Annotated in this window: 21 protein-coding genes and 1 riboswitch; of the genes, 10 read left to right on the forward strand and 11 right to left on the reverse strand. The window is 72.0% G+C overall.

Annotation, left to right across the window (positions count from 1 at the left end; translation table 11 throughout):
- Positions 1-139 precede the first annotated feature (139 nt).
- Together IEY20_RS07680 and IEY20_RS07685 are read right to left on the reverse strand one after the other, a co-directional pair.
- Positions 140-748, reverse strand: a complete 609-nt coding sequence (locus tag IEY20_RS07680) for an HD domain-containing protein (RefSeq protein ID WP_022904910.1) — start codon at positions 746-748, stop codon at positions 140-142.
- Between the two features lie 90 nt (positions 749-838).
- Complete coding sequence (locus IEY20_RS07685) at positions 839-1,615, reverse strand: isocitrate lyase/PEP mutase family protein (protein ID WP_175328519.1); 777 nt, start codon at positions 1,613-1,615, stop codon at positions 839-841.
- A 112-nt stretch (positions 1,616-1,727) separates the two neighbouring features.
- On the opposite strand from IEY20_RS07685, the gene IEY20_RS07690 reads away from it, so the two are divergent.
- Positions 1,728-2,915 (forward strand): MalY/PatB family protein, encoded by a 1,188-nt coding sequence (locus tag IEY20_RS07690; RefSeq protein ID WP_175328520.1) that lies wholly within the window; start codon positions 1,728-1,730, stop codon positions 2,913-2,915.
- A gap of 126 nt (positions 2,916-3,041) precedes the next feature.
- On the opposite strand, the gene IEY20_RS07695 is transcribed toward IEY20_RS07690, so the two are convergent.
- The 3 genes from IEY20_RS07695 to IEY20_RS07705 all read right to left on the reverse strand — a co-directional run bounded on the left by IEY20_RS07695 (position 3,042) and on the right by IEY20_RS07705 (position 4,437).
- The gene (locus IEY20_RS07695; RefSeq protein WP_022904907.1) at positions 3,042-3,245 is read right to left on the reverse strand and encodes a hypothetical protein; all 204 of its coding nucleotides are present in this window, start codon (positions 3,243-3,245) and stop codon (positions 3,042-3,044) included.
- Between the two features lie 99 nt (positions 3,246-3,344).
- Complete coding sequence (locus IEY20_RS07700) at positions 3,345-3,800, reverse strand: GNAT family N-acetyltransferase (RefSeq protein ID WP_083882197.1); 456 nt, start codon at positions 3,798-3,800, stop codon at positions 3,345-3,347.
- A gap of 130 nt (positions 3,801-3,930) precedes the next feature.
- Positions 3,931-4,437 carry a GNAT family N-acetyltransferase gene (locus IEY20_RS07705; protein WP_175328521.1) on the reverse strand — a complete coding sequence of 169 codons (507 nt, stop codon included), beginning with the start codon at positions 4,435-4,437 and terminating at the stop codon, positions 3,931-3,933.
- A gap of 69 nt (positions 4,438-4,506) precedes the next feature.
- Between IEY20_RS07705 and IEY20_RS07710 the strand changes: the two genes are divergently transcribed.
- Positions 4,507-5,481 carry a LysR substrate-binding domain-containing protein gene (locus IEY20_RS07710; protein ID WP_175328522.1) on the forward strand — a complete coding sequence of 325 codons (975 nt, stop codon included), beginning with the start codon at positions 4,507-4,509 and terminating at the stop codon, positions 5,479-5,481.
- A 100-nt stretch (positions 5,482-5,581) separates the two neighbouring features.
- On the opposite strand, the gene IEY20_RS07715 is transcribed toward IEY20_RS07710, so the two are convergent.
- Positions 5,582-5,839, reverse strand: coding sequence for a hypothetical protein (locus IEY20_RS07715; RefSeq protein ID WP_175328523.1), 258 nt, complete (start codon positions 5,837-5,839; stop codon positions 5,582-5,584).
- A 93-nt stretch (positions 5,840-5,932) separates the two neighbouring features.
- Between IEY20_RS07715 and IEY20_RS07720 the strand changes: the two genes are divergently transcribed.
- From IEY20_RS07720 to IEY20_RS07730, 3 genes are read left to right on the forward strand one after another with little or no spacing between them, the layout of a single operon-like run.
- On the forward strand, positions 5,933-6,892 hold the full coding sequence (locus tag IEY20_RS07720; RefSeq protein ID WP_175328524.1) for a helix-turn-helix transcriptional regulator: 960 nt from the start codon (positions 5,933-5,935) through the stop codon (positions 6,890-6,892).
- Positions 6,893-6,927: 35 nt separating this feature from the next.
- Positions 6,928-7,641 carry an alpha/beta fold hydrolase gene (locus IEY20_RS07725; RefSeq protein ID WP_175328525.1) on the forward strand — a complete coding sequence of 238 codons (714 nt, stop codon included), beginning with the start codon at positions 6,928-6,930 and terminating at the stop codon, positions 7,639-7,641.
- Positions 7,642-7,698: 57 nt separating this feature from the next.
- Positions 7,699-8,535, forward strand: coding sequence for an alpha/beta fold hydrolase (locus tag IEY20_RS07730; RefSeq protein WP_175328526.1), 837 nt, complete (start codon positions 7,699-7,701; stop codon positions 8,533-8,535).
- A 38-nt stretch (positions 8,536-8,573) separates the two neighbouring features.
- Here the strand turns inward: IEY20_RS07730 and IEY20_RS07735 are convergent, their stop codons facing one another.
- The 3 genes from IEY20_RS07735 to IEY20_RS07745 are packed head-to-tail and all read right to left on the reverse strand — an operon-like array spanning position 8,574 to position 10,196.
- Positions 8,574-9,056 (reverse strand): FBP domain-containing protein, encoded by a 483-nt coding sequence (locus IEY20_RS07735; protein ID WP_022904899.1) that lies wholly within the window; start codon positions 9,054-9,056, stop codon positions 8,574-8,576.
- Positions 9,057-9,068: 12 nt separating this feature from the next.
- Positions 9,069-9,809: a M56 family metallopeptidase gene (locus tag IEY20_RS07740; RefSeq protein WP_175328527.1), complete on the reverse strand. Its 741-nt coding sequence runs from the start codon at positions 9,807-9,809 to the stop codon at positions 9,069-9,071.
- Positions 9,810-9,821: 12 nt separating this feature from the next.
- Positions 9,822-10,196 carry a BlaI/MecI/CopY family transcriptional regulator gene (locus tag IEY20_RS07745; protein ID WP_022904768.1) on the reverse strand — a complete coding sequence of 125 codons (375 nt, stop codon included), beginning with the start codon at positions 10,194-10,196 and terminating at the stop codon, positions 9,822-9,824.
- Between the two features lie 105 nt (positions 10,197-10,301).
- Positions 10,302-10,401: riboswitch (glycine riboswitch) on the forward strand.
- Positions 10,402-10,570: 169 nt separating this feature from the next.
- On the opposite strand from IEY20_RS07745, the gene gcvT reads away from it, so the two are divergent.
- Genes gcvT through gcvP form a run of 3 tightly spaced genes read left to right on the forward strand, consistent with a single transcriptional unit; the run spans position 10,571 to position 15,010 of the window.
- Positions 10,571-11,689, forward strand: a complete 1,119-nt coding sequence (gcvT, locus tag IEY20_RS07750; RefSeq protein WP_175328528.1) for a glycine cleavage system aminomethyltransferase GcvT — start codon at positions 10,571-10,573, stop codon at positions 11,687-11,689.
- 4 nt (positions 11,690-11,693) lie between these two features.
- Positions 11,694-12,071 carry a glycine cleavage system protein GcvH gene (gene gcvH, locus IEY20_RS07755; RefSeq protein ID WP_175328529.1) on the forward strand — a complete coding sequence of 126 codons (378 nt, stop codon included), beginning with the start codon at positions 11,694-11,696 and terminating at the stop codon, positions 12,069-12,071.
- The gene (gene gcvP, locus IEY20_RS07760) at positions 12,068-15,010 is read left to right on the forward strand and encodes an aminomethyl-transferring glycine dehydrogenase (protein ID WP_229727942.1); all 2,943 of its coding nucleotides are present in this window, start codon (positions 12,068-12,070) and stop codon (positions 15,008-15,010) included. Before gcvH ends, gcvP begins: the two co-directional genes overlap by 4 nt.
- An 87-nt stretch (positions 15,011-15,097) precedes the next feature.
- Here the strand turns inward: gcvP and IEY20_RS07765 are convergent, their stop codons facing one another.
- Both IEY20_RS07765 and IEY20_RS17080 read right to left on the reverse strand, forming a co-directional pair.
- Positions 15,098-16,717 carry an alpha/beta hydrolase family protein gene (locus IEY20_RS07765; protein WP_204620472.1) on the reverse strand — a complete coding sequence of 540 codons (1,620 nt, stop codon included), beginning with the start codon at positions 16,715-16,717 and terminating at the stop codon, positions 15,098-15,100.
- On the reverse strand, positions 16,714-17,088 hold the full coding sequence (locus tag IEY20_RS17080; protein WP_204620473.1) for a TolB-like translocation protein: 375 nt from the start codon (positions 17,086-17,088) through the stop codon (positions 16,714-16,716). The genes IEY20_RS07765 and IEY20_RS17080 overlap by 4 nt, the downstream gene beginning before the upstream one ends.
- Before the next feature lie 317 nt (positions 17,089-17,405).
- Between IEY20_RS17080 and IEY20_RS07770 the strand changes: the two genes are divergently transcribed.
- The gene (locus IEY20_RS07770; RefSeq protein ID WP_022904762.1) at positions 17,406-19,169 is read left to right on the forward strand and encodes an ABC transporter family substrate-binding protein; all 1,764 of its coding nucleotides are present in this window, start codon (positions 17,406-17,408) and stop codon (positions 19,167-19,169) included.
- Positions 19,170-19,408: 239 nt separating this feature from the next.
- Positions 19,409-19,546 carry a hypothetical protein gene (locus tag IEY20_RS17360; protein ID WP_308424190.1) on the forward strand — a complete coding sequence of 46 codons (138 nt, stop codon included), beginning with the start codon at positions 19,409-19,411 and terminating at the stop codon, positions 19,544-19,546.
- Positions 19,547-19,657 lie beyond the last annotated feature (111 nt).

Raw genomic sequence — 19,657 nt, forward strand, 5'->3', positions numbered from 1 at the left:
GTCGGGACGAGCGGTGGTCTCGTGGGAATGCGATCCCGGTTGGATCGGTGTCGAGACGGTTCGGTGTGCGCGAATCAGATGGGTTCGCTGCAGTGCACCAAAGCAACAGTATAGGTCGGAACCTGCCAGGTGTCCAGGCTCAGGCCAGGAACGCGTCCCAGCGGGCTCCACCGGCCGCCACGTTGCCGCTCCGGTCGAGCCGGCCCGCGGGGGATCCGGGCTTCCGCCCGGCCTGCTCGTGGATGCGTCCTGCGAACGTCGCGGAGAAGTCGAGCCGGGGCACGGCTGCGGTCACCGTGCGGAGCACGTCCGGCGGCACGAGGTCGAAGCCGACCCCGGACACGTCCAGCGAGGTCGCGACCTCGAGCAGGTGCCCTTCGACGTCGACGTCCGGGTCCACCGAGGTCCACATGTGGCGCTCGATCACCTCGCCGACGCGTCGTGCTCGCGCAGGGTCCCACCCGGCACCGAGCGCGAAGACCGACCCGACCGCGCCACCCGCGTCCTCGAACGGGATCGTGTGCGCGTCGAACGACGGCGTCACCCCGAGGTCGTGCAGCATCGCCGAGACGAAGAGCAGCTCGCGGTCCGGCTCGAGCCCGGCGGACGAGGCGATCACCGAGGCCCAGGCCCACGACCGCAGGCAGTGGTTCACGAGCGCCGTCGGGGACCACGTGCGGACGACCTCGAGCGCGCGCGCCGCGACGGCGGTGGGCGGTGTCAGCAGGGCGTCGACGTCGGTGGTCACGGCACGACGCTAGCGCAGGTCGCGACGCGACCCCTGACGGCCTGGAGGCACGGTGCAGGCCCGCCCCGCGCCTCCAGGCCGTCGACCGGTTCAGTTCAGGGTGGGGGTGTCCTCCGGCACGACGCCGCCGCCGTAGAGGTCGGTCGCCAGGTCGCGGAGCGCGCGCAGCGCGACGCGCTGCGTGAGCGGTCCGTACGAGATGCGGGCGACGCCGAGGGCCTCGTACTCCGCGGCGGGCAGTGCGCCCGGGAGGCCGATCACCGAGAGCTTCCCGCGGCCGAGCCCGTCCACGAGGCGCTCGACGACGTCGCGCTGGATCGCTCCCGGGACGAACACGAGCGGGGCGCCGGCGTCGAGGAACGCCTTGCCGCGGGCGATGGCGTCCTCGATGCTCTCGTCGAGCGGGCGGTCGCCGCCACGGGCGATGGCGTCGGTGCGGGCGTTGAGCTGGAAGTCGATGCCCTCGGCTTCGACGGCCTTGGTGATCGCGGCGACACGGGCGACGGCCTCGTCGAACGGACGGAGGCGGTCCTCGACGTTCGCGCCGACGATCCCGACGCCGATGGCGCGTCGGATCGTCTCGGCCGGGTCGTCGTAGCCGTCGTCGAGGTCGGCGGTGACGGGCAGGTCGGTGGCGGCGACGACCGTGGCTGCTCCGGCGAGGGCGACGTCGAGGGGCATGCCGCCGTCCTCGTAGCCGTGGCTCGCGGCGATCGAGTGCCCGGCGGTCGCGATCGCCCGGGTCTCGGGGAGGTCGCTCACGACCTTGGCGCTGATCGCGTCCCACACGTTCACGACGCGGAGGACCTCGGGGGCTTCGTGCAGCTGCTTGAGGGTGGACGCCTTGTCGGCGGTGCTCGTGCTCATGACGCCGACAGTAGGCCGAGCCCGGGGTCGCCGTCCCGTGGTGCGCGCCTGCGCGACGCAGGATGACGGTCGGGGTCGCGCCGTGCCTCCAGGCCGGTGCATCCTGGGACGCATGGCGCACGACGAGCAGGACCCGGTCGGGGACCTCCGCGGGGTCCGCACGAGCATCAAGTGGACGCGGTACGCACCCGAGGTGCTGCCGCTGTTCGTCGCCGAGATGGACCACGAGGTGGCACCCGAGATCCGACAGGCCCTGATCGAGCGGGTGCAGCAGTCGGACCTCGGCTACCTCGACGGGTCGGGCCCGCTCGCCCCCGCGTTCGCCGGCTTCGCCCGTGACCGGTGGGGCTGGGAGGTCGACCCGGCACGCGTGTACCTCGCGACCGACGTCAGCGTGGGCATCGTGGAGACACTCCGGCTCGCGCTGCCCGACGGCGGGCGGGTCGCGATCACCCCGCCCGTGTACCCGCCGTTCTTCGAGCTGGTCGAGGAAGCCCGATGTCAGGTCGAGGAGGTCCCGCTGCTGGAGCAGTGGGGTGACTACCGGCTGGACCTGGACGGCCTCGAGCGTGCGTTCGCCGACGGTGTCCGGGTGTTCCTGCTCTGCAACCCGCACAACCCGGTCGGGCTCGTGCACGACCACGCCGACCTCGTCGCGCTCGCCGAACTGGCCGCGCGGTACGACGTGCTCGTCGTCAGCGACGAGATCCACGCACCGCTCACGCACCCGGGCGTCCGGTTCACCCCCTTCGCGATGGTGGCGGAGCCGGCCGGGGCCCGAAGCGTGTGCGTGACGTCGGCGAGCAAGGGGTGGAACCTCGCCGGGGTGAAGTGCTCGGTCATCGTGGCGGGGGACGGGCGGACGGCAGCGCTCCTCGACACCCTCTGGGAAGAGGTCGCCTGCCGGACGAGCATCCTCGGCCTGCACGCGAACACGGCGGCGTTCACGCTCGCGACCGACTGGCTCGACGACGTGGTCGCGCGGATCGTCGCGAACGAACGGCTGCTCGGCTCGCTGCTCGCGGAGCACCTGCCGGGTGTGGTCTACACCCGGCCTCGCGCGGGCTACCTGGCATGGCTCGACTTCCGGGGCATCGGGCTCGGGGACGACCCGGCGGTGCCGTTGCGGGAGCACGCGTACGTCGCGCTGAACTCCGGCCTCGGGTTCGGGTCGCAGGGGCGGGGGTTCGCCCGGCTCAACCTCGCGTGCTCGCCGGAGACGCTGCGTGAGGCCGTGTTCCGGATCGCGTCGGCGTACCCGTCCGGCGCGCAGGAGGGGCTGGTCTGGCGGGTGGCGTGAGCGCGGCGTGCTGCCTGGCCTGGCCGGGCTGGACCGGGGCGAGACCCGCGGTGAGCGACGTGTCTCGAGCGCTGGCGTGCGAGATCGGTCGCTGACGCCGAGTCTCGGGAGTGTGAGCGGGGTCGGTCAGGCGTCGCCGGGGTCGGCGTCGATGTACTGGTTGCGACCGACGACCCGGATCTGGAGCTCGTCGTCGCGGTCCATCGCGAGGAACTCCCGTGCCACGAAGCCGACGGCGGGCCAGCGGGTCACCTCGGTCACGAGGAGCCCGTCGATGAACACCTGCCACGCGCCGCGCTCGCGGACGGCCTGCACCTGGTACGTCGCCATGCCGCGAGCGTACCGGTCGGGCGGGGTACGGGCAGGCGGCGCGCTCGGGTCGCGTGCGCGGGGTGTGTGCGTGCCGTGCGCGCGGGGTGTGCGCCCGGGTCAGTCGACGCGCTTGGCGTAGAAGCGCAGGGTCGGAACCTCGCCGTCCGGACGGCACCAGCCCGCGGGTCCGCGCCCGGTGAGGCACCAACCGCGCCGCTCGTAGAGGCGCCAGGCGGCCGGGGTGTCCTCCGTGACGTCGAGGCGGACGTGGCCGCCGGGCAGCGACTGCTCGGCGGCGTCGAGCAGTGCGTCCGCGACGCCCCTGCCGCGGTGGTCGGGATCGACGAACAAGCGGGTGACTTCGGGCATCCGGCCGGGTGACGGCACCGTGATGCCGACGTGTCCGACGACGCGGTCGTCCTCGATCGCGACCCATGCCGCCCGGAGCCCGGTCGGGGTGAGCCATGCCGCCGGGTCGGCCGGCCAGGTGCTCGGCCAACCGAAGACGTGGGCGCGCCAGAGGACCTCGACCAGGGCGTCCTGGTCGGCGTCGGTCCGCTCGTGGATGCGCATCTCGACCGACGCTATCGACCAGGAGCGAGCATCGGTCAGGTGGACGATCGGTTCGTCCCCCGAGGCGGACACGAGCGTGGGCACCGACCCGCGCGGACCGAGCGCCGATGGCGGCGCTCGGCGGCCGGGCTCAGCCGAGGTCGAGCCGCATGTGCACGTCCGCGCGGGCGTACGGACTCGGTGCGACCTCGTGGGGCTCCAGGTGCCGGAAGCCGAAGGCCTCGTACAGGTGCACCGCGCTGGCGAGTTGCGCGTTGCTCTCGAGGACGACCCGGGTGGCGCCGAGCGCACGCGCCCGTTCGAGTGCGGCCGCGATGAGGCGCCGACCGGTCCCGTGCCCCTGGTGCTCCGGGGAGACGGCCATCTTCACGAGTTCGAACTCGCCGGGAGCGGTCGGGGCCAGGCCGACGCACCCGATGACGACGGTCTCGTCGCCGTCGGTCAACCGGGCGACGAGTACCGCGCCGCCGGGCTCGACCACACGTCCGACCGGGTCGCCGAGGTACCGGCGGTCCTCGTCCTCGAGGGTGAAGAACCGGGTGATCCACGCTTCGTTGAGCGTCCGGAAGGCCTCGGCGTCGGCGGGGGTGGCGAGGTCGCTGATGGAGACGGTGGCGGTGGGCGTGGTGTCGGGCATGCATCCATGATCGATCGGCCGGTCAGGTGTCGTCCAATACTCGTTCTGTGCGATCGCTACGCTGCATGCATGGATGTGGACCTCCGACAGCTCCGGGCCTTCCTCGCGGTCGCCGACGAGCTGCACTTCGGCCGTGCCGCGGCGACGCTGCACATGGCGCAGCCGGCGCTCTCGCAGCAGATCCGTCGGACCGAGCGTGACCTCGGCGTCGACCTGTTCGTCCGGACCTCCCGGAGCGTGGCCCTGACCGCCGCGGGCCGGGTGCTGCAGGGTCGGGCTCGATCGCTCCTCGACCAGGCCGCGCGCGACCTCGACGAGACCGTCCGCGTCGGCCGGGGTGAGGCAGGCCGGCTCGACGTCGGGTTCGTGGTGTCCGCCCTGCCCCTCGGACCGATCGAGCGCGTGCAGGCGTTCCGGGAGCGCTACCCGCTCGTCCGCGTCGAGCTGACCGAGGGCTACACGTCGCACCTCGTGGCGCGGATCCTGCGTGGAGAGCTCGACCTCGCGGTGGTGCGGGACCCGGACCCGGAACCGGGGGTGCGGCTGCTGCCGTTCCGGAGCGAGCGGTTCGTCGCGGCCGTGCCGACCGCGCACCGGTTCGCGACCCGGACGAGTGTCGAGGGTCCCGAACTCGTCGACGACCCGTTCGTGTTCTTCCCGGCGGAGGCGGGGGCGCTGGCGACGGAGCGCAACCTCGCGCCGGTGACCTCCGGCGGACGGCGGCCCCGGGTCGTGCAGGAGGCGACCACCTGGGCGACCGTGCTGCACCTCGTCGGCGCCGGGCTCGGCGTGACGGTGGTGCCGGAGAGCGCGGCCCTCGCGGCACCGGACACCGTGGCGCTCCTCCCGCTGGACGGGAGCGACCACCGCAGCGAGCTGTTCTGGGCCGCCCGGGCCGACGACGACCGGGAGATCCTGCGGAACTTCGTCGCGGCGACCGAGCGGTCGACGGCGCGGCCCACGGCGCGGCCGACGGATCGGTCGACGGAAGCGGGGCCGGAGCGGTCGCCCCAGGAGGGGTGGAGCGGCCACCGGGAGGGATGACGGAGCCCGGCACCTCGGCGCGGGAGCGCGGAGTCGGCGGCAGCACCGGTGCCCGCCGGTGCGCTGAGACGAGCCGCAGCACCGGTGCCCACCGGTGCGCTCAGGCGAGCGGCAGCACCGGTGCCCGGTGGTGGCCGAGCTCGTCGTCGTGCCAGGGGTGGGCTCCGGCGAGCTCCAGCCCGAGCTGCACGAGGACGAAGCGCACGTGCGGTTCGACGTCGGGTTCCCACGAGCCCTCGACCCCGAGCCCGATGGTGCCGAGCTCGTCGTCGGCCTCGTCGTGGACACCGAGTCGCCAGCGCCCGTCGCCCTGCTCGGAGACGACGGCCCAGCGGGCGGCAGCGAAGCGCGACGACATGCCCTCACGGTACCGACGACCACCGACGGTGCGCGGAGCGGGGTTCCGACGATCGGGGTCGCGCGACCTGCCCCGGAACACGAGAATCGCTCCGTGGAGATCGTCCGACCGCCCGAACGCAGTGCCCTGGCGAGCTTCCTCCGCGCCCGCCGCGCAGCACTGCGCCCGGAGGAGGTCGGTCTGCCCGTCGACCCACGGCGACGCGTCACCGGGCTCCGGCGTGAGGAGGTGGCTCGGCTCGCGGGGATCAGCGTCGAGTACTACCGGCGGGTGGAACAGGGGAGCGGGCACCGGATGTCGCTCCAGGTGTGTGCGTCGATCGCTCGGGCACTCCGGCTCGACCGTGCCGGTGCGGCGTACCTGCACCGGCTGGCGACGGCAGGGTCGGAGGTCACGTACGAGCTGCACCAGGACGAGGGGCCGTCACCGGAGCTGGTCGAGCTGATCACCCTCTGGGACCACACCGCCGCGTACATCATCGACCGCAACCAGGACGTCCTGGTCAGCAACGACCTGATGCGCGCGGTCGCCCCGGGGTACGTGGAGGTCGGGAACAACGTCGGCCTCATGCAGTTCGAAGCACCGCCCGAGCTCCGCGCGGCACCGTCCTGGCAGGAGGGAGCGCGCACCACGGTCTCGCGGCTCCGCTACCACGGCAGCCCGGCCGACGCACGGTGGCAGGAGGTCGTGGCGCTGCTCCTCGAGGACGAGGACTTCGCGGACCTGTGGCAGCGGCACGAGGCGCACCCGTTGACGTCGGGCCGGGCGCCGAACCACTTCGACGGGTACGGCTGGGTCGACCTCCGGTGGCAGGTGCTCGAGGCGCACCCCGGGCTGTACACGCTCATCTGCTACGGCACCCCCGGCAGCGTGGGGGAGCGTGCGCTCGCCGAGCTCGCGGCCGGCCTGCGGGAGGGACGGGTCAGCGTCCCGGACGGCGCCGTGGCGACACCGACGAGCGGGAGCCGGCTGTCCCGGTACCGGGGAACCGGACCCGGCGGACCGCGATCCGTGTACTCGCAGGGTCACGACAGCCCGGCGGCCGGGTCCTAGCGTGACGCTCGACCCCACCGTCGAGAGGAAGCGCCATGACATCGCCCACCATCGTGCTCGTCCACGGAGCGTTCGCCGACTCCGCCAGCTTCGCCCCGGTCACCCGGCTCCTGCTGGACCGGGGCTTCACCGTCCGGGTCCCCGCCGTGCCGAACCGGAGCCTGTCCGGTGACGCCGCGGTCATCCGTGCGCTCGTCGAACAGATCGACGGCCCCGTGCTCCTCGTCGGCCACAGCTACGGCGGCGCGGTGATCACCGTCGCCGGCGTGGCCGAGAACGTCGTCGGCCTCGTCTACGTCGCGGGCTACGCGCTCGAGGAGGGCGAGAGCCTGGCGCAGTTGCAGGGCGGCTTCCCCGACTCCGACCTCGCGCAGAACCTCGTGTACGCGCCGTACCCGGTCCCCGGCGCCGAGGACGGGACCGACGTGTCGGTCGTGGTGGAGTCCTTCCCGGACGTGTTCGCGGCCGGTGTCGACATGTCGACCGCCGAGGTCCTCGCCGTGTCGCAGCGACCGCTCTCCGCGGTGGCCTTCGGCGAGCCGGCATCGGTGGCGGCCTGGCGGACGAAGCCCGGCTGGGGGATCGTCTCCGCCGCGGACCACACCATCAACCCGGACGTCGAGCGGTTCGGGTACGAGCGCGCCGGCCTCCGCTCGGTGACCGAGCTCGACGCGCCGCACCTCGTGATGCACTCCCACCCCGCCGAGGTCACCGAGGTCATCACCGACGCGATCGCGCAGCTCGGCTGACCCCCTCGACGACCCCGAGACCACCACCGACCGACCGAACAGAGAGCGGAGACGCACATGCCCTTCATCACCACCGACGACGGCGCGGAGATCTACTACAAGGACTGGGGCGGCCACGACGCCCAGCCGATCGTGTTCCACCACGGATGGCCGCTGTCGTCCGACGACTGGGACGCGCAGATGCTGTTCTTCCTCGCCCAGGGTTTCCGCGTGGTGGCCAGCGACCGCCGCGGGCACGGTCGTTCCTCCCAGATCGACACCGGCCACGACATGGACCACTACGCCAGCGACGTCTCCGCGGTCGTCGAGCACCTCGACCTGCACGACGCGGTCCACGTCGGTCACTCCACGGGTGGCGGGCAGGTCGCGCGGTACGTCGCGCGGTACGGCGAGCCCCAGGGACGCGTGGCGAAGGCAGTGCTGGTCGCCGCGGTGCCGCCGCTCATGCTCAAGACCGACGAGAACCCCGAGGGCACGGACATCTCGGTCTTCGACGGCTTCCGCGAGGCCCTCGCCGCGAACCGGGCGGAGTTCTTCCAGGCCGTGGCGTCCGGCCCCTTCTACGGCTACAACCGCCCCGGCGCCACCCTGTCCGAGCCGGTCGTGGCCAACTGGTGGCGACAGGGCATGACGGGCAGCGCGCTCGCACACCTCGAGGGCATCACGGCGTTCTCGGAGACCGACCAGACCGAGGACCTCCGCGCGATCACCGTGCCCGTCCTCGTCCTGCAGGGCGACGACGACCAGGTCGTGCCGTACCGGGGTGCTTCGATCAAGCAGGCCGAGCTGCTGCAGGACGCGACGCTGAAGATCTACGAGGGGTACCCGCACGGCCTGCTCACCACGCACGCCGACGTCCTGAACCAGGACATCCTGGAGTTCATCCAGCAATGAGTCCGCCGCGTGGTCGGCGCAGCCCAGCGCTGTGCCGGCTACGCGGTCTTCGACACGTCCTCCGTGAAGCTGCGGACGCGTCGGAGCAGCGCCTCACCGCGCATCGCGATCGTCGCCGGCGGGTTGAGGTGCGGCGGTGCGGTGCGGATGAGCATCGAGCACCCGAGGTCTTCGCAGATGTAGGAGCCGATCGTGTTGCCGTTGCGGCCCGACTCGCCGGCGCGCGCGGCCGAGAAGAGGCGCACCTGCGTCGCGGGCTGCGGCGAGTGGCAGAAGGAGCACATCGCGGCGATGCCGGGCCGGAGCGACCCACCGGCCGAGCGGACGACGATGCCGACGGGCCGGTCGTCGATCCACGAGACGATGTAGCCCCGTCGTGCGGCCTGCGGGTCGCGCCAGCCGAGGAACTCGCGCTCGTCCCACAGCATCTCGTGCAGCCCCGGGATCGGGAGCTGCTCGAGTTCCTCGGGGGTGGCGTTGACGAACGACGAGCGGATGTCTGCTTCGGTCAGTGGCTTCACGGTCCGCCCACCCTAACGCTCCAGCCTGGAGGCCCGGATCACCCCGAGCGCGCTCGTCCCGTCCGCCACGAGCACGGCTCGACGGACCGCGTCGCGGCCGAGCCGCCTGGCGGCGGCGTCGTCCGCCGCGAACTCGACGAGCACGCGCGTCGAGCGCGCCATGGCACGCGCGCCGGGCACCCACGGGACCGCGCGTTCGATGGACTCGGCGATGCCGACCGCGACCGCGTGGTGCTGGGACAGGTGTGCGCGCTCGTGGGCGACCACGGCCTCCAGTTCGTCCGTCCGGAGCTGGTCCGCGAGCCCGGTGCTCACGAGCACGCCGCCGGAGCGACCGGGGACCGCGCACGCCAGTGCGTGGTCGGCCTCGACCACCGCGACCGGGACGCCCGCGATCTCGCGGTGGGGCGCCGCCCCGGACCGCATCGCCTCGCGCACGGCGTCGTGCTCCGGCCCGGGACGGACCCGGACCGCGACGGCGAAGGCGAGGACGGCGACGACCGCGACGCCGACGTTCAGCCCGTGCGACGCGGAGGTCCCGATGCCGAAGGGATCGGTCAGCGGGCGGTTCGCCAGGACGACGAGCGCGATGCCCGCGACGAGCCCGGCGACCCCGAGCAGGACGGCGACCGACCACGACACGAGTGCCGTGCGGGGACGGTCGATGGTCCACGCGGAGCGGGTCAGCACGCGCGGGGCGAGGACGACGACCGCGAGGGCGAGCACGATCAGGACCACTCCGGCGACGACCACGGGCGCTCCCGGTCAGCCCCGGGAGCGAGCGTCGAGGGCGCGGCGGAGGACGTCGAGGTCGTCCGAGGCGAGGGAGCCGGTGAACTGCAGGAGCGCGGCTTCGCGGTCGGCCGCGGCGGCGAGCGCGTTCGACATCAGCGACGCGGTCTGCTCCTCGCGGCTGTTCGTCGCGCGGAACGTCAGCGGTGCGTCGTCGTGCTGCTCGCGTTCGACCTGGCCCTTGCGACCGAGCCGGTCGAGGACCGTGAGGACCGTGGTGAGCGCCGGCCGCGGCTCGGGGAACGCGTCGAGCACCTGCCGGGCGCTGAGCCCGTCGGACGCGGACCAGAGCGCGTCGAGCACCGCCTGCTCGAGCTGCCCGCGGGGGCGCGATCGCTGTCCTGCCACCCGAGGATGTTACGACGGCGCTTCTCCGAGATGTCGAACGGGCGGCGACACCCGCCCGAAACACGGCGGCGGTATGCTCGTCCGCGACAACTGAAGCACGGCCGATCACCCGTCGCGGGAGACGTCGGACCCCGGGACACCGGCGTCCGGCACCGAAGGAGCAACGTCCCCGCCAATCTCTCAGGTCCAACACCGCGACGGACAGGCCACTCTGAAAAGCAGGCGCTCCCGGCCACCGGTCGGACCAGCGGCTCGCCCACGGTGAAAGCCGCCGGACCTCACGGGCCGCGGTGAAACTCTCAGGCCCATGACAGAGGGGGAGTTCCCACCCGACGACGGTCGTCGGGTGTCGTCGAGGACGAGAGAACTCCGCCATGCGTTCATCACCGCTCGAGGCCGCGCACGAGGCCGCCGGCGCCACCTTCACCGACTTCGCCGGGTACCGCATGCCCGTCCGGTACTCGTCCGACCTCGCCGAGCACCACGCGGTCCGCAGCGCGGCCGGCGTCTTCGACCTGTCGCACATGGCCGAGGTCGGCGTGACCGGGCCCGACGCGGTCGCGTTCCTCGACCACGCGCTCGCCGGGTCCTTCGGGGCGATGACCGTCGGCCGGGCCAAGTACTCCCTGCTCCTCGGCGAGGACGGCGGCATCCTCGACGACCTCGTCGTCTACCGGACCGAGGAGCACGTCTTCCTGGTGGTGGCGAACGCGTCGAACCGACAGGTGGCGGTCGACGCCCTGACCGCGCGCGCCGCGGGCTTCGACGTCGTGGTCTCGGACGACTCGGACACGACCGCGCTGGTCGCGATCCAGGGGCCGGCCGCTGCCGGCACGCTCGACGCGCTCGTCGTCGCGGACCGGCTGCAGCCCGAGACCCCCCTCGACGAGCTCCGCTACTACCGCGTCCTCCACGCGCTCTTCGACGGTGCCGAGGTGCTCGTCGCCCGCACCGGTTACACGGGCGAGGACGGCTTCGAGATCTACAGCGACCCGTCCGTCGCCGGGACGATCTGGGACGCACTCCTCGAGACCGGCGCCGACCGTGGCGTCGTCCCCGCCGGCCTGGCCGCCCGGGACACGCTCCGACTCGAGGCCGGCATGCCCCTGTACGGGCACGAGCTCGGCACCGACGTCCGTCCCGCGCAGGCCGGGCTCGGTCGGGTCGTCGCGACCTCCGGGTCGTTCGTGGGGGACTCCGGGGTGGAGCCCGCACCGGGCGCCCGCGTGCTGATCGGACTCGTCACCGAGGGCCGTCGGGCTCCCCGCGCGGGCTACGACGTCGTGCACGAGGGCCGGGTCGTCGGCACGGTGACCTCCGGTGCGCTCTCGCCCACCCTCGGGCACCCGGTCGCGATGGCGTTCGTCGACCCGGACCTCGCCACCGAGGGGCAACTCCTGCACATCGACGTCCGCGGCACGGCCATCCCCAGCACCGTGACCCCGTTCCCCTTCTACCGTCGCCCCGCACTGCGTCAATCAGAATCGAGCTAGGACCGTGACCGACCAGACCGCACTCCAGTACACCGCCGACCACGAGTGGCTGCTCGTCGAGGGCGACACCGTGACCGTCGGCATCACCGACCACGCCGCCGAACAGCTCGGTGACGTCGTCTTCGTCGAACTCCCGGCCGTCGGCACCGCGACCACCGCGGGCGAGCAGATCGGCGAGATCGAGTCGACCAAGAGCGTCGGCGAGCTCTTCGCCCCGATCGAGGGCGAGGTCGTCGAGGTCAACGACGCCGTCGTCGACGCCCCCGACACCGTCAACCACGACCCCTTCGGCGCCGGCTGGCTCGTCAAGATCAAGGTCGACGGCACCTCCTTCCCCGAGGACCTCATGGACCACGACGCGTACCGGGCGTCCCTCGCATGAGCGACGCGCAGCAGGACCCCCGGACGTCGCAGAACCTGCAGACGTCCTTCGCCGACCGCCACATCGGCACGACGAGCGCCGACCAGCAGGTCATGCTCGACGTCGTCGGCCAGCCGACGCTCGACGCCCTCGTCCGGACGGCGATCCCGGAGTCGATCCACGCCGCCCCCGTCACCGACTCCGTCATCCCGGCCGCGGTCGGCGAGACCGAGGCGCTCGCCGAGCTCCGCGCGAAGGCCGCGCGCAACACGGTCCGCCGCGCCATGATCGGTCTCGGCTACCACGGCACCCACACACCCGCGGTGATCCAGCGGAACGTGCTCGAGAACCCGAGCTGGTACACGGCCTACACGCCGTACCAGCCGGAGATCTCGCAGGGCCGCCTCGAGGCGCTCATCAACTTCCAGACGATGGTGTCCGACCTCACCGGCATGGCCACCGCCGGCGCGTCCATGCTCGACGAGGGCACCGCCGTGGTCGAGGGCATGCTGCTCGCCCGCCGCGCCTCGAAGGTGAAGGGCGACGCCTTCCTCGTCGACGCCGACCTCCTGCCTCAGACCCGTGCCCTGCTCGACCACCGTGCGGACGCGGTCGGCATCGCCCTGCGCGAGTTCGACGCCGCCGAGGGCCCGACCGACGACCAGCTCGACGGCGCCTTCGGGGTCATCGTCCAGTACCCGGGCGCCTCCGGCCGTGTCGTCGACCCCTCGTCGACGATCGAGCGCGTCCACGCAGGCGGTGGCATCGCGGTCGTGGCGGCCGACCTGCTCGCGATGACGCTCCTCGCTGCGCCCGGCGACCTCGGCGCGGACGTCGCCGTCGGCACGAGCCAGCGCTTCGGCGTCCCGCTCGGCTTCGGCGGCCCGCACGCCGGCTACCTCGCCGTCCGCGCCGGACTCGAACGGCAGCTGCCCGGTCGTCTCGTCGGGGTGTCCTTCGACGCCGACGGCCAGATGGCCTACCGGCTCAGCCTCCAGACCCGCGAGCAGCACATCCGCCGCGAGAAGGCCACGAGCAACATCTGCACCGCGCAGGTGCTCCTCGCCGTGATGGCGTCGATGTACGCCGTCTACCACGGGCCCGAGGGGCTCCGCTTCATCGCCGACCGGGTCGCCCGCACCACCTCCGCACTTGCCGACGCCGCACGCGGTGCCGGCCTCGAGGTCGTGTACGAGTCGTACTTCGACACCCTGACCCTCCGGGCGCCAGGCCGTGCCGAGGCGCTCGTCGACGCAGCGCGCGAGCGCGGGTACCTCCTGCACCTCGTCGACGCCGACGCCCTCCAGGTGTCGGTCGACGAGACGACCACGCCGGACGACGTGACGGCGCTCGCCGTCGTGTTCGGGGCGGTGGACCAGGCCGTCCCCGCGACGGAGACCGCCGTGCGGGACGCAGCCACGGGCCTTCCGGCCGGTCTGCTGCGCAGCAGCGAGTACCTCACCCACCCGGTCTTCAGCGCGCACCGCAGCGAGACCCGGATGATGCGGTACCTCAAGCACCTCTCCGACAAGGACTACGCGCTCGACCGCGGCATGATCCCGCTCGGCAGCTGCACGATGAAGCTCAACGCGGCGACCGAGATGGCGGCGGTGACCTGGCCGGAGTTCGCGAACGTGCACCCCTTCGCCCCCGCCGAGGACGTCGCCGGGTACCTCGACATGATCGGTGACCTCGAGTCGTGGCTCGCGGAGGTCACCGGGTACGACACCGTCTCCCTGCAGCCGAACGCCGGCAGCCAGGGCGAGCTCGCGGGCCTCCTCGCGATCCGCGGCTACCACCTCGCGAACGGCGACACCGACCGCACGGTCTGCCTCATCCCGTCGAGCGCGCACGGCACGAACGCCGCGTCCGCGGTCCTCGCGGGCATGCGGGTCGTCGTCGTGGCGTGCGACGAGGACGGCAACGTCGACCTCGACGACCTCCGCGCGAAGACCGCGCAGCACGGGGACCAGCTCGCGGCGCTGATGATCACGTACCCGTCGACCCACGGTGTCTACGAGCACGACATCACCGACATCACCGCCGCGGTGCACGACGCCGGCGGCCAGGTCTACGTCGACGGCGCGAACCTCAACGCGCTGCTCGGGCACGCCCGGTTCGGCGACTTCGGCGGCGACGTCTCGCACCTCAACCTGCACAAGACGTTCTGCATCCCGCACGGCGGCGGCGGCCCGGGCGTGGGGCCGGTCGCGGCGAAGGCGCACCTCGCGCCGTACCTGCCCGGTCACCCGATGGCGCAGCAGGCCGACCGACGGACGGGCGCCACCGCGGCGGACGCCGACGACCGGCTCGCGCACGCCGGCGGTCCCGTCTCGGCCGCACCGTACGGCAGCCCGAGCATCCTGCCGATCACGTGGACCTACGTCCGCATGATGGGGCTCGAGGGGCTCACCCGAGCGACCGAGACCGCCGTGCTCGGCGCGAACTACATCGCCGCACGCCTCCGTGACGCCTACCCGGTCCTCTACACGGGCCAGGACGGCCTCGTCGCGCACGAGTGCATCCTCGACCTGCGGCCGCTGCGGGACACCACGGGCATCACGGTCGACGACGTCGCCAAGCGCCTGGTCGACTACGGCTTCCACGCCCCGACGATGTCGTTCCCGGTCGCGGGGACGCTCATGGTCGAGCCGACCGAGAGCGAGGACCTCGCCGAGCTCGACCGGTTCGTCGACGCGATGCTCGCGATCCGTGCCGAGGCCGCCGCCGTCGAGCGCGGTGAGTGGCCGGCGGAGGACAACCCGCTCGTGCACGCGCCGCACACCGCCGCGTCGGTGATCTCGGGGGAGTGGGCGCACGCCTACACCCGCGAGCAGGCCGTCTACCCGCTGCCCGGCATCAGCGCGCGGAAGTACTGGCCGCCGGTGCGCCGCATCGACCAGGCCTACGGCGACCGCAACCTCGTGTGCGCCTGCCCGCCGGTGGAGGCGTTCGCGTAGCGAGCTACGTCGTCCGCGACACGCCAGTGAACACACGGGAGGCCCGTGGCGGATCCGCCACGGGCCTCCCGTCCGTCGTCAGGAGCGTCAGGCGACCGGCGCGACGGGCAGGTGCTGCGCCCACCAGGCCAGCACGTGCTCGAAGCGCTGCAGCCGGTGCCGCGGACGCCCCGAGCGAGAGAGCTCGTGGCCCTCACCCGGGAAGACCAGCAGCGACGCGTCGACCCCTGCGCGCTTCAGCGCGACGAACTGCCGGTGGCCCTGCTCGATCGGGCAGCGCCAGTCCTCCTCGGAGTGCGCGACCATGAACGGGATCGTCACCTGCGCGGCGTACGTCAGGGGGCTGCGGCGACGCTGCTCCTCCGGGTCGGCGCCGACGTAGGCGTCCGCGAAGAACCAGCCGATGTCCGAGCTGCCCGCGAACGAGTCCCAGGCGTTGACCGCGCGCTCGCTCCACGCCGCGACGAACCGCTCGCCGTGGTGCGCCGCGACCCAGCTCGTCATGAAGCCGCCGTACGAGCCGCCCATGATGCCGACGCGGGAGCCGTCGAGGTCCGGCCGCTCGAGCGCCGCGTCGAGCAGGGCGAGCACGTCGTCGACGTCGACGGTCCCCATCGCGCCGATCACCGCGCGCCCGTGGTCGAGCCCGTACCCGCCGGAGCCGCGTGGGTTCCCGATGACGACGGCGTAGCCAGCGCTCGCGTACACCTGCGCCTCGTCGAAGAACGCCCAGGTGTCCTGGCCGAACGGGCCGCCGTGCACGACACGGAGCACCGGGTGGGGGCCGTCGCCCTCGGGCAGCACCACCCAGCCGTGCACGGGCGTGCCGTCGGGGGAGGTGCCGGTGACCTCCTCGATGCGGCGGACGCCCGGGGCGGCCGCGTCGTCGCGGAGGGGAGCGGCGTAGTCCGTCAGGATGCTCGGCTCCGTGCTCGCACCGGTGGCGAGGTCGACGACGAGGACCTCGCCGGGGGAGTCCGTCGTGGCGGCAGTGGCGACGAGCACGTCGTCCGCGACGTCGAACCCGGACACGACCAGGCGTCCGCCGAGGACCACCGCGAGGTCCTCGAGCCCGATCGGCGCCGTGGTGTCCCCCGGGACCCGGCGGACGCCGACGGTCCCGCGGTCGAGCACGGTGACGAGGACGTCGTCGCCGTGCAGCACCGGCGTGCCGGTGACGTCCACCGTTTCCCGGGCGGTGAGCCGCACCGGGTCGGACCCGTGGTCGGCGCGCCACAACCCCTGCGGCTCCGCGACGAGCGTCCCGTCCGCGTGCGACGCCCCCGTGTAGAAGACGGTGCCACGGGGCGTGACGACGGTCTGGTCGACCGACCCCTCCGTGCGGATCGCGAGTGCGAGCGAACCGTCGGTCGCGTCGACGCGGTACAGGTCGTCGTCGTGCGTCTCCCGGTCTCCGAGGTCCCGCGGGGCGACGACGAGCAGCGCGCTGCCGTCCGGGTACCAGCGCGGCGCGGCGAGCGAGCACGGCGCGCTCGTCAGGGCGTGCTGCACCGGGGCGGCATCGCGGTCGGTGACGTCGACGACCACGACCTGCTGGAGCTTGTCGAGCAGGTACCCGGCGCCGTCGACGTGGAAGTCGAGCCGGGTCACGAGCCGCGGCGCCTCGGCGGACGGGGCCGGTCGGCGGTCGTCGTCGCCCGGGACGGCCGAGCCGTAGCGGCCGGGCTCCGGGAAGCGGGCGGTCACGGCGATGCGCGTCGAATCGGGCGACCAGACGGGGCGCCGGCGCCGAGCGGCAGCGTCGTGACGACCCGGGCCTCGCCGCCGTCGACCGGTGCGACGGCGACCTGGGGCCGCTCGGCGCCGTGCTCGTCCGCCACGACGCGGAGGAACGCGAGGGTCCGGCCGTCGGGGGAGAGGACGGGCGCCGAGTCCCGGTCACCGGCGGTCCAGCGGGTGGGCCCCGACCCGGTCACCTGCTCGACGGTGGTGCGGTAGCGGTCGGCGTCGAGGTCCGGGCGGGACACCGAGACGAAGGCCGAGCCACCGTTCCGCGGGTCACCGGAGACGGTCGGGGAGGAGGGGACGTGGAGGTGGTGGATGTCGTTGGCGAGCACCCTGCCACGCTACGACCCGGACGCCGGAGCATGCGGGCAACTGGCCGCCGAGCGTTCCCCGAGCGTTCATCGCTTCCGTGGCTGTTCGCAAGACTGTTCGGTAACGCGTGCGACGTCAAGCCTCCCTGTTGCGCATCGGGCCCGCAGGGCGCAAGTATCCGCAGTCTCACGCAACGATCCACTGCACACGTTTCCGGTGTGTAACAAGTTCTCCCGAGATTTTGAGGGGTCTCCGACGGCCACCTAGGGTTCTTGCGAACGCGGCGTGGAGCCTGCCTCCCTCGTGTTCGGTCACATTCCATCAGGAGGATCACAGAGTGAACATCACCAAGAAGCGAGGGCGCCAGCTGCTCGGCGCCGTCGCCCTGGCCGGGGCGGCTGCGATCGCCCTCGCCGGTTGCACCACTTCTCCCAGTGCCAATGAGTCGGGTTCGGCGTCGAACAAGACCATCACCGTCGCGCAGGTCAACGAAGTCACGTCGTTCAACTACAACACCCCCCAGGGCAACCTGGACATGAACGGCATGATCAACTACATGACCCAGCCGCAGTTCGTGACGCTGGGCTCGGACTACAAGATCACGCCGAACACCGACCTCGGCACCGTCGAGAAGCTCAGCGACGACCCCCTGACGGTCAAGTACACGCTGAACAAGGACGCGAAGTGGTCCGACGGCAAGTCCATCACCTCTGACGACCTCCTCCTGGGCTGGGCACAGGCGTCCGGCTACTACGACTCGGCCACGCAGGACGAGTCGACCGGCAAGGTCACGAGCGGGACGCAGTACTTCTCGCTCGCGTCGGCGTCCCCGTTCAAGACGGACTACCCGACGGACATCACCAAGGACTCCATCACCATCAAGTACAAGGAGCCCTACGTCGACTGGCAGCTGGTGAACCCCATCCAGTTCCCGGCGCACGTCGTGACGGAAGAGGCCGGCACCACGGTCGACGACCTCCTCACGGCGCTCAAGGACACCCCCGCCGGTGACCCCGCCAAGCCCGCCGCGGCGAACTCGGTCCTCAAGAAGGTCGCCGACTTCGTCAACACCGGCTACGACAAGACCAGCCTGCCGAGCGACAAGAAGCTCCTCGTCTCGGGTGGCCCGCTCATGGTCTCCGCCTGGACCCCGAAGCAGTCGATGACCCTCGTGCCGAACCCGGAGTACACCGGCGAGCACAAGGTCAAGTTCGGCAAGCTCGTCGTCCGCTTCATCGGTGACGCGAACGCTCAGGTGACCGCGCTCCAGAACGGCGAGGTCGACGCGATCCAGCCGCAGGCCTCGGCCGACACGGTGAAGGCGCTCGACGCCGCCTCCGGTGTGAAGACCATCGAGGGCTCGCAGGTCGCCTACGACCACCTCGACCTGAACTTCGGTTCGTCGGTCTTCAAGGACGAGAACGTCCGCAAGGCGTTCCTCCTCACCATCCCGCGTGAGCAGATCCTGAACTCGATCGTCACCCCGATCAACAAGGACGCCAAGGTCCTCGACTCGCAGCTCTACCTGCCGGGCCAGGACGGCTACGACGACACGGTCAAGAACAACGACTCGTCCGACTACAGCAAGGTCGACATCGCCGAGGCGAAGAAGCTCCTGAACGGCGCCACCCCGTCGATCAAGATCCTCTACAACACCGAGAACCCGAACCGCGTGGACACGTTCCAGGCGATCCAGGCCTCGGCCGCCAAGGCCGGCATCAAGGTCGTCGACGGCGGCTCGCCCGACTGGTCCTCGCTTCTCGCAGGTGGCGACTACGACGCCTCGATCTTCGGTTGGGTGAACCCGGGTGCCGGCAACGCCGCGATCCCGCAGCTCTTCCAGACGAACAACTCGGGCAACTACAACAAGTTCAACGACGCCACGGCCTCGAAGCTCGCTGTCGAGACCCAGAGCACGCTGGACGAGTCCAAGCTGAACGACATGAAGATGGAGATCGACAAGATCGCCTTCGACAAGGCGTACGGTCTGCCGCTGTTCCAGAGCCCCGGCCTCTTCGCCACCGGCTCGAACATCAAGGGCATCGAGTACTTCGGTGGCCAGACGGGCATCTTCTGGAACGTCTGGGACTGGACCAAGTGATCCTGACCGGTCGCTGATCAGCACCACGCACGAGGGGGCGCCGGACTCGACGAGTCCGGCGCCCTCCCGTGAGCCGGGACACCGACCGGCCTACACCCCCACGGCCGAGACCCGGCCCCACGCCGCTGAGCATGGTCGAAGACGACCCTGCCCGCGGGACCCAGTACCCTTGCTGCTCGGGCCGCCCGATCGGACGACCAGCAGCACGAACCACCACACCGGAGAGGCACCCATCGCCCATGGTGAGTTTCATCGCGAGACGGATCCTCGTCTCGGTCCTCATCCTCATCGCCGCGTCGTTCATCATGTACAACCTGGCGGCGATCGCGGGGAACCCCCCTGCAGGACCTCCAACAGAGCAACTCGCCGAACCGTGAGCAGCTCATCGCCGCACGAGTCGCAGCGCAGCACCTCGACCTGATCCCGCCGCTGCGCTGGGGTCTGTGGATCAGCGGCGTCGGCAAGTGCGTCATCGGTCAGTGCGACCT

It is taken from the genome of Curtobacterium luteum, assembly GCF_014646995.1.
Classification (GTDB): domain Bacteria; phylum Actinomycetota; class Actinomycetes; order Actinomycetales; family Microbacteriaceae; genus Curtobacterium; species Curtobacterium luteum.

Excerpts from the sequence above, each read along its gene's own strand:
- gcvP (WP_229727942.1), top strand. The coding sequence starts at position 12,068 with ATGAGCGACGCGCAGCAGGACCCCCGGACGTCGCAGAACCTGCAGACG.
- IEY20_RS07685 (WP_175328519.1), bottom strand. The coding sequence starts at position 1,615 with ATGAGCACGAGCACCGCCGACAAGGCGTCCACCCTCAAGCAGCTGCAC.
- IEY20_RS07705 (WP_175328521.1), bottom strand. The coding sequence starts at position 4,437 with ATGCCCGACACCACGCCCACCGCCACCGTCTCCATCAGCGACCTCGCC.
- IEY20_RS07715 (WP_175328523.1), bottom strand. The coding sequence starts at position 5,839 with ATGTCGTCGCGCTTCGCTGCCGCCCGCTGGGCCGTCGTCTCCGAGCAG.
- IEY20_RS07700 (WP_083882197.1), bottom strand. The coding sequence starts at position 3,800 with ATGCGCATCCACGAGCGGACCGACGCCGACCAGGACGCCCTGGTCGAG.
- gcvT (WP_175328528.1), top strand. The coding sequence starts at position 10,571 with ATGCGTTCATCACCGCTCGAGGCCGCGCACGAGGCCGCCGGCGCCACC.
- IEY20_RS07730 (WP_175328526.1), top strand. The coding sequence starts at position 7,699 with ATGCCCTTCATCACCACCGACGACGGCGCGGAGATCTACTACAAGGAC.
- IEY20_RS07695 (WP_022904907.1), bottom strand. The coding sequence starts at position 3,245 with ATGGCGACGTACCAGGTGCAGGCCGTCCGCGAGCGCGGCGCGTGGCAG.
- IEY20_RS07725 (WP_175328525.1), top strand. The coding sequence starts at position 6,928 with ATGACATCGCCCACCATCGTGCTCGTCCACGGAGCGTTCGCCGACTCC.
- IEY20_RS07690 (WP_175328520.1), top strand. The coding sequence starts at position 1,728 with ATGGCGCACGACGAGCAGGACCCGGTCGGGGACCTCCGCGGGGTCCGC.
- IEY20_RS17360 (WP_308424190.1), top strand. The coding sequence starts at position 19,409 with ATGGTGAGTTTCATCGCGAGACGGATCCTCGTCTCGGTCCTCATCCTC.
- IEY20_RS07710 (WP_175328522.1), top strand. The coding sequence starts at position 4,507 with ATGGATGTGGACCTCCGACAGCTCCGGGCCTTCCTCGCGGTCGCCGAC.